The following is a 7,849-nucleotide window of genomic DNA, read 5'->3' on the forward strand; positions in this document are numbered from 1 at the left end:
CGCTGTGGTTCCCCCGGCTTGGCGAACCGCAGGAACTCAGCTATGAGCAAGGGGTCCGCACCGCCATGGCCGCCTTCGCCGTCACGGACCAAGACCTTCTGGTCGGGCTCGGCGAACCCTGAGGTTGTCCGGGTGGTCCATACATAGATCTGATCGCCGGCCCCGTCACCGAAGTTCTCGATCCTGCCTTGGTGCCGATCACGGTGTAGTTCCGCCAATAGTCCGGGGTGAAATGGCACTGCTGGTACGAGGCAAGCACACCGTTGTCCAGGACCATGTTCATCATCGAGATGTCCTCGACGTCGATCGTCTCGGCGAGGTCCGTCTGCTCGGTGGGGGGCCAATTGTCCACCGAAAACCAATCCCCCATCCGGCGGCCCGTGTTGTCGCGGCGGGACGCGACGTCCCCGTAGACGGCGAGATCACCGATTGCCTGCACCTTGGTGCTGTATCCCCCGGCGAGCCAGTGGATGACGTCGATATCGTGCGCGCCTTTTTGCAGCAGCAGCCCGGTGGTGTTGGCGCGCTGGGCATGCCAATCCTTGAAATAGTAGTCCCCGCCGTTTCCCACGAAGTGGCGGCACCAAACGGCCTTGACGTCACCGATGGTCCCGGCCTGGATGATGTCCCGCATCTGCACCACTACCGGCATGTGCGCATGTTGTGGCCCACGTACAGTCGTGTCCCGGTGTCGAAGGCCGTCTGGAGGATGAGGTCGGCTGCTTCGAGCGTGACATCGAGCGGTTTCTCGCAGAAGGTGGGAATGCCCGCTCTAAGCGTCCGGACCGCGACGGCGGCGTGCTGGTTGTCCGGGGTCAGGACCAGCACCGCGTCCAGGCCTGAGGCCAACAAGACGTCCAGGTCCTCGGTGATGACCGCCGTCGGGATCTTCTCTGCTGCGTCAGCCCTGCCGCGCTCGCCCAGATCGCACACAACCGTGACTTCCGAACCGTGGCCGGGCTTGTGCGCGTGGCGCCACAGCGACGACCGCAAGCCGAATCCGACGATGCCTACTTTGAGGTCCATAAGTACTTTCCTAACTAGATAAGTTGATGCGCGCGCGGTGTTTGACCCACGCGCTGCACGATTCCCTGGTTGACCAGCTCGCGAACCCTCCGGTAATGAAGGGGGTCGTAGCTGAAACTGTCCATGGCGAGGCTGCCGCCGGAGCCGTTCGTATCGATGAGCGCCAGCACCTCCTCGCGACCGGCCAGCTTGGCCAGGAGCGAGAGAGCCCGGTGGTCCCACATGGCCTGCGCGAACACCTTGTAACGGATCGACTCCCACGGCACCCCGTCCGGTCCCGGGTAGACCAGGAAGGCATCGCCGCCCGGGAAGGCTCCCCCGGCACACGTGTCCTTGAACGGGTCCACGGGCGCCAACGAATGGGCCGAGTTGTAGAAGTTGAATCCCCAATGCAGGAACCCCGCACATTCCAGGGCGAAGAGCTGGTGGCCCAACACCCGGTTTCGCACCGAAGGCATGGAAATGAACCGGTTGCAACGCCGGTGTCCTGGGCAACGCAGTAATAGACCCACAGGTCCTTCACCCCAGCGGCCAGGAACGGTGCCACGGCATCGCTCGCCACCACGGGATTCGGCACGGCCCCACTGCGATAGAACTCAAAGTCGCTCAGGGCATCAACCACCGTCAGACCGTCCAGGAGATCCGCGACGACGCCCTTTGCCCGTTGGTATCCCGCCAGGGCCTCGGCGCCCTCCGGTTCATCGGATATGTGGAAAATGACCCGGTCAAGCGACCAGTGCTCCGCCAGGAAGGACCGCAGGGCCGGCAGCAGTTCGGCCATGAGCTCCCGGTACGAGGACGACGTCGACGGCACGTCCCAGCCAAACCGCCGCTTCAGGCCTTCCGCGGTTTCGACATAGATCGCCGGAGTCGCTTTGGCCCCCCATTGGGTAAACAAGTGGGCTATTTCCAGGTACTCGATGCCGTGTTTGGCGCAAAGGCCAACCCAGCGCTCCAGCCTGCTGAAATCAAAGTGGTAGCCGGAATCATCGCGGATCCCGATTAGTTGGGTGGCCAGCCGCGATCCCCCCATGGCCGTGTCCAGTGGAGGGGTCCATGTGGGTGTCAGCAGCGAGTTGGCGCCCATCCTTGCCGCGGACCCCATGAAGGCATCGATGATCGACCAATGCTGCTCACCGAAGACCTCGACGCCGTAATGGCTCGCCAGGCCGTCGCAGTGGAACCAATGGGCGTTCACGATCTCCAGTTCCGGGGCGTGCGTATGCACTACGGTGACGCAGAGGTGGGTGGCGAAGAGCGTGTTGCCTTCCGCGTCCCGTACCGAGATCCCGAGTTCGTGATCACCGGCGTTCTCCGCGGATGGCACCACGAAGTCGATCCATGCGGAGGTCCATTGCCCGTAGAAGGGCTTGATCATCCCGTCCGGGGCTGGCCGCAATAGGTCCGGATACAGTCCGGGGGTGTCGCGGTCGTAACCGGCATCATGCTCCGGGAATGCCGCCAATGAACATGGCACCAGCTCAACCTGCGAAATGGAGGTAAATCCTGCCGCCGGACCGTCGACTGAGACTTCCAACGCACCCGACAGCCGGAAGTCGTGCTTCATCGGCGGCCGGAGGGCCACCTGCACCGAGGCGGTCTCGCCGGGGAAAACGGACATCGGAATGGTCCCGTCGAACGGCCGGGGTGGAGCGTCCGGGTAGACCTTTTCCAGGGCATCCACGAGCACGAACGACCAACCGTCTTCCGGGGCCGGGTTCTGTTCCGTCAAGGCTGCGATCCTTTCGTACGTGAGGCTCTACGTGGGTCTCTACGTGGGTGTCCATGTGAGTCTCTACTTGAGTCCGGAGCGGCCGATGCCCGCCATGACACGCTTCTGCATGAGCAGGAACATGATCAGGATCGGCGCCATGGCCATGAGCGATGCCGCCATGAGGATCGGGTAATTGTTGGCGTGCTCACCCTGGAGGTTCGAAAGCCCGACGCTCAAGGGTGCGGCGTTCGCCGTCGACGTCACCACCAAAGGCCACAAGAGGTCATTCCAGGACCACAGCACAGTGATGATGACGAGGGCCCACAGGCCGTTGGCCGCGAGTGGCAGCATGACCCGGAAGAAGATCTGGAACGGATTGGCGCCGTCGAGCCGTGCCGCGTCTTCGAGTTCGTCCGGGAGCCCCATGAAGAACTGACGCATCAGGAACAGGCCGAAAGCACTGAAGATGCCCGGAGCCACGATGCCGGCAATGCTGTTCAGCCACCCCAGGTTTTGGATGATCTGGTACTGCGGGATCAGGAACAACTGGGACGGCACCATGATGATCGACAAGACGACGGCCAGGATGAGCCCCTTGAACCGGAACTGCATCCGCGCAAAGGCGTAGCCCGCCATCGAGCAGAGAAGCACTTGCCCGATCACCCGGATCACGGTGATTGCCACCGTCACCCAGAGCTGTGAACCGAAATTCATGGAGGTGAAGACGTCCACGAAGTTGTGCCACTGGACAACGCTGGGCCACAGCGTGGGCGGCGTGCTTTGGACTTCTGCGTTCGTCGAAAGCGACATGACGATCTGGTACAGGAGCGGCGAGATCATGGCCAAACCGCCAATGCCCAGTACACAATGTGCCAGCACGTTCGAGCCTTGCTTGCCGCCTTTGGCGCCGCCTCGGCTCTTGCCGTTGCTGCCCTTGGTGCCGCGGCTTGAGGGTCCCGGTGGTTTGCCCCCGGCGCGAGAGGGGCTGAATGCAGCTGTTCCGCCCTGCCGCGATTCGACGCCGCTTTTTGTTGAGAGCATCGATTCAGACATAGTTGACCCACCTCTTCTGGATGCGGAATTGGAAAGCGGTCAGAAGAGCGATGATCAGCAGGATCAAGATGCCGATGGCTGCCGCATAGCCCTTGTCGTTCTGCAGGAAGGCCTGGTTGTAGAAGATGTACACGAGGCTTTGCGTCTGCGGCATGGCCAGGTTCGCTTTCCCCATCATCACGTACAGCAGATCGAACAGCTGGAAACCGCTGATCACGGTGACGATCGTGACGAAGAAGATGCTGGGCGTCAACAACGGAACGGTAATGCTGAAGAACTGGCGGACCCGGCTGGCCCCGTCCATCTCCGCGGCTTCGAAGAGCTCCCGCGGAATCTCGCGCAGTCCCGCGCTGATGATGATGAGGTTGAATCCCAGCGACATCCAAAGCCCCACGGTAGCCACGGCAAGCAGCGCGAACCCCGGCGTCGATGTCCAGTAGGGGCCCTGGATCCCGAACAAGCCCAGGAACCAGTTGATGGGTCCGAAGTCACCGTTGTAGATCAACCTCCATACGATCCCGACGGCGGCCGGCATGGTGATGTAGGGAATGAAGTACAGCGTCCGGTACAGGGCCGCGAAGCGCAGGCCGGGACGCTCGATCAAGGACGCAAGGATGACCGCGATGGGAATTCCCAGCAGCACGACCACCGTGTAGACCAGCGTATTGACGATTGAATGCGGAATGGTGGAATCCGCGAACATCCGCACATAGTTGTCCAGGCCGATGAACTTGGTTCCGCCGAAGACTCCCCACTTGGTGAAGCTGTAGTAGAACGTCTGGACGATCGGCCAAAGGTAGAACACGCCGATGCCCGCGACAGTAGGCACCACGAACAACCACGGCCACCAGCCATCCGATTTCGATTTTCCTTTGCGGCGATGCCCCGCTGGTAGGGCTGCACGGACGCCCTTGGCTACCGGCGTCAGGGTCTGGGCTTTCATGATTCTTTGGCCAGGGCGGCATTCATCTGGCTGGCAAGGTCCTTTGCGACGTCGGCAACCGGCTTGGTCCCGGCGAACGCCTGCGGCAGCAGGGTGTTCTCGAGTTCGTTCCAGGCGGCTGTATTGGCCGACGCCGGGTAGGGCGAGGCATCCTTGGCCAGGTCAAGGAATACGCTGAGGTCAACGGAGGGAACAGACTTTACCCAGGCGTCCTGGGTGCCGTTGAAGGCCGGGATGACGGTTCCCGTTTCCGCCTGGATCTTGGCAGCATCCTGGGTTCCCAGGAAGGCCACGAATGCCTGCGCCGCGGCAGGGTTCTTCGCATTGGCGGGAATCACGTTGGCAAGTCCGTGGATCACGCTCTGGTTGCTCTTCGGCCCCTTCGGGAGGCTGACAATGCCCAGATCGTCACCGAGTGCCTTTTGGGCTGGCCCGACGGCCCAGGAACCGTCCATGGTCATAGCCAATTTCCTGGACGTGAACATGTCGCTCGAGGACGTGTCCGTCAATTGCTGCATCGAGGGTGAAACCCCGGACTCGATCAGGTCGCGCCAGAACTGGAGGCCGGCGATTGATCCGGCGGAGTCGTATCCGGACTTCTTGCCGTCGGTCGAGATGATGGTCCCGCCGGCTTCAATCATCGTGTTGTAGTAGCTGGTCTGGCCACCCGTGAGGTCGCCGGCATAGCCGTAGATGCCTTTGCCCTGGTAGAACTTGGATAGTTTCGCGCCGGCGGATTTCACGTCGTCCCACGTCCAGGTGGACGTCGGTTCGGACACGCCGGCCTCCTTGAAGAGGGCCTTGTTGTAGAAGAGCGCACTGGTGTCGAAGTCCTTGGGGACCCCGTAGAACGCCCCGTTGACGGTGTACAAATCCACGAGTGCCTTGGGGTAATTGGCCGTGTCCACTGCTTTGCCGGACACCAGGCCGTCCAGGGACAACAGCTGGTTGTTTTGCGCGTAAAGCTTGATGTGCGGGCCGTTCATCCAGAAAACGTCCGGAAGGGTGTTGCTGCTTGCCTGGGTTTGGATCTTCGTCCAGTAGGCCGAGCCCTTGGACGGCGTGACGTCGATGGTGACTTTGATGTTCGGGTATTGCTTGTTGAATTCGGTCACGATCTTCTGCATCGCGGGCTTTTGCGCAGCGTCCCAGATGGCGTAGCTCAGCTCCGCGCTCAGGTCCTTCGCGGGAGCAGCGTAGGCGGCCTTGGCTGCGCTACCCCCTGCGGCACTGTTCCCGCCGCAAGCAGCGAGCGAAACGACGGCAGCACCGGCAGCCGCAAAGGAAAGGAATGACCTGCGGGTCACGTTGTGGTTCATAAGAATTCTCCGATGTCTTGGTCAGAAGACCGACGGTCCTTCGGGGCGGGCCCGCATTCGGCGAACAGCAACCCAACTGGTGTTGTGCAGTTGATCACATCATGTTAATCGTTTAAAGGCAAGATTTCGAATGATCTTTTCTTAACTTTTTCGGGCACAAAACGTCACCAAAGTGCATGGAGGGCGGTTAGAGCGATCACCGGGCGCATGCCTCGACCTGCCAAAGGGACAGCCCCGGCTCACGCCGGGAGCGTCGGGTTTCTCATCGGAGAGTCGGATTCACGCCGAGGGCGCAGAGTCCCTCACGATGAGCTTCCACGGGAATTCCAGAATGCCGGCAGGCACATCGGGATTCTCTGCGCGGTCGAGCAGGAATGCGGCCAAGCCATCGAAAAAGCCCTCAGGACCAACGGTGGTCAACGACGGCGTCATGCGCTCGCCTTCCGTGGTGTTGCCGATCCCGATCACTTCGACGTCTTCCGGAATGCGGAGTTGCAGGCGTTGGGCCGCATGGATGGCTGCGATCGCGGCGAAGTCGGTGGTCGCATAGATCGCGGTCGGTCGGTCCGCACGCTGCAGGAGCCGAAACGCTGCGTCGAACGCGCTGAGTCCGTCGCGGTCATACGCCTCGACGTAGTCGTCCCGGTACTCCAAACCAGCCTTGGCAAGGCCGCGGGTGTAGCACCCAAGCGGATGTCCAGGGTGCTCATCGACGGTGCCGATGAGATCAGGCAAGCCACGCGGCGGTGCCGCGCGGTGAGGTGCTCCACTGCCAGATCGCACGACGAACCAACCACCGGCCGCACGACGTCGAATCCCTCAGGTTCCATGGTGTCGCTGAAGACCACCAGGCGCTGCAACCTTGCCGCCTGTGCCAGCAGTTCGACATCGCCGGGCTCGTCGGCGCCGTCGATGAATGTCACGTCCGCGTTTTGCCGTTTGAGGGCCACCCGCCAGTCGGTATCGGCCAGGATCATCGGCGTAATGCCTCGTCGGGCCGCAGCCGTACCAACAGCGCGGCTCACATCCAATGCCCACGGATCCGAGATCATGGTGAGCGACAACATGAGCAGGTTCGTTCGTCCGGTGCGGATTGCCCGTGCCGATTGGTTGGGGCGATATCCGAGGGCGAGGGCAGCCTCTTGAACCCGAAGCACGGTAGCTGGTGCCACCCCGGAACCGCTCCTGCTGCCGTCTTTGCCGCTCCTGCCTGAAAGCACATAGGACACGGTCGCCGTCGAGACCCCGGCTGCCGCCGCCACGGACTTGATCGTGGGGCGCATTCGTCTCCTTCGTGGCTAAGCCGCCGGACCACGGGCGTGGTGCGGCGGTAGTAGCATCATAGCCAGACGAGCGGGCGCAGGGTCAGCTCGAACAGCGTTCAGGAAGAGACGCTCCCGTAGCCCAACCGCCGTCCGCCATCACTGAGCCCAGCAGGCAAGGTACCTCCGATAATGCGTGTGGCCGTGACTGTGGTGCCGCTCTTCGTGCCGGAGACTGCGACAGAGTCGCCCGTCTTCAGGTCGGTGGCTTGATGGTTTGGGGCGATGGCCGCCGGCCTTGCGTGCCCGTTCCGGAAGCGGGGAGCTTGACGATGGTGGTCGACGATGTGATCGCGTAGCTCTGCGTGAAGCCGTCATCGCTCTTGACGGAAATGCTCGAATCGCTGACGGACTGCACGGTGCCTCGCTGCGACACGAGCGTCGTGTAGCTGCCGTCCTTGTTCTTGACCGTGAACTCACCGTGGATCCCCGGACCTGCGATGCCGCGGGGAAGCACGGGGAACGGCCTGGC

General features: G+C 62.2%; 5 protein-coding genes and 4 pseudogenes. All 9 read right to left on the minus strand.

Annotated elements, in window-relative coordinates; all coding sequences use genetic code 11:
• Positions 1-1,026: pseudogene (locus AHiyo1_RS05610) on the minus strand (Gfo/Idh/MocA family protein); the annotation flags it as partial.
• 14 nt (positions 1,027-1,040) lie between these two features.
• The gene (locus tag AHiyo1_RS28175; protein ID WP_113990573.1) at positions 1,041-1,484 is read right to left on the minus strand and encodes a DUF4091 domain-containing protein; all 444 of its coding nucleotides are present in this window, start codon (positions 1,482-1,484) and stop codon (positions 1,041-1,043) included.
• Between the two features lie 86 nt (positions 1,485-1,570).
• A pseudogene (locus tag AHiyo1_RS28180) lies at positions 1,571-2,647 on the minus strand (glycoside hydrolase domain-containing protein); the annotation flags it as partial.
• Between the two features lie 174 nt (positions 2,648-2,821).
• Positions 2,822-3,793, minus strand: coding sequence for a carbohydrate ABC transporter permease (locus AHiyo1_RS05625; protein ID WP_253257175.1), 972 nt, complete (start codon positions 3,791-3,793; stop codon positions 2,822-2,824).
• Positions 3,786-4,736, minus strand: a complete 951-nt coding sequence (locus tag AHiyo1_RS05630; RefSeq protein WP_084784370.1) for a carbohydrate ABC transporter permease — start codon at positions 4,734-4,736, stop codon at positions 3,786-3,788. Before AHiyo1_RS05630 ends, AHiyo1_RS05625 begins: the two co-directional genes overlap by 8 nt.
• The gene (locus tag AHiyo1_RS05635; protein ID WP_059387882.1) at positions 4,733-6,055 is read right to left on the minus strand and encodes an extracellular solute-binding protein; all 1,323 of its coding nucleotides are present in this window, start codon (positions 6,053-6,055) and stop codon (positions 4,733-4,735) included. The genes AHiyo1_RS05630 and AHiyo1_RS05635 overlap by 4 nt, the downstream gene beginning before the upstream one ends.
• Before the next feature lie 279 nt (positions 6,056-6,334).
• Positions 6,335-6,790: a substrate-binding domain-containing protein gene (locus tag AHiyo1_RS26225; RefSeq protein ID WP_253257176.1), complete on the minus strand. Its 456-nt coding sequence runs from the start codon at positions 6,788-6,790 to the stop codon at positions 6,335-6,337.
• A 434-nt stretch (positions 6,791-7,224) separates the two neighbouring features.
• Positions 7,225-7,338, minus strand: a pseudogene (locus tag AHiyo1_RS26230) (LacI family DNA-binding transcriptional regulator); the annotation flags it as partial.
• A 235-nt stretch (positions 7,339-7,573) separates the two neighbouring features.
• Positions 7,574-7,849: pseudogene (locus AHiyo1_RS05645) on the minus strand (DUF5666 domain-containing protein); the annotation flags it as partial.

This window comes from Arthrobacter sp. Hiyo1 (assembly GCF_001263615.2).
Classification (GTDB): domain Bacteria; phylum Actinomycetota; class Actinomycetes; order Actinomycetales; family Micrococcaceae; genus Arthrobacter.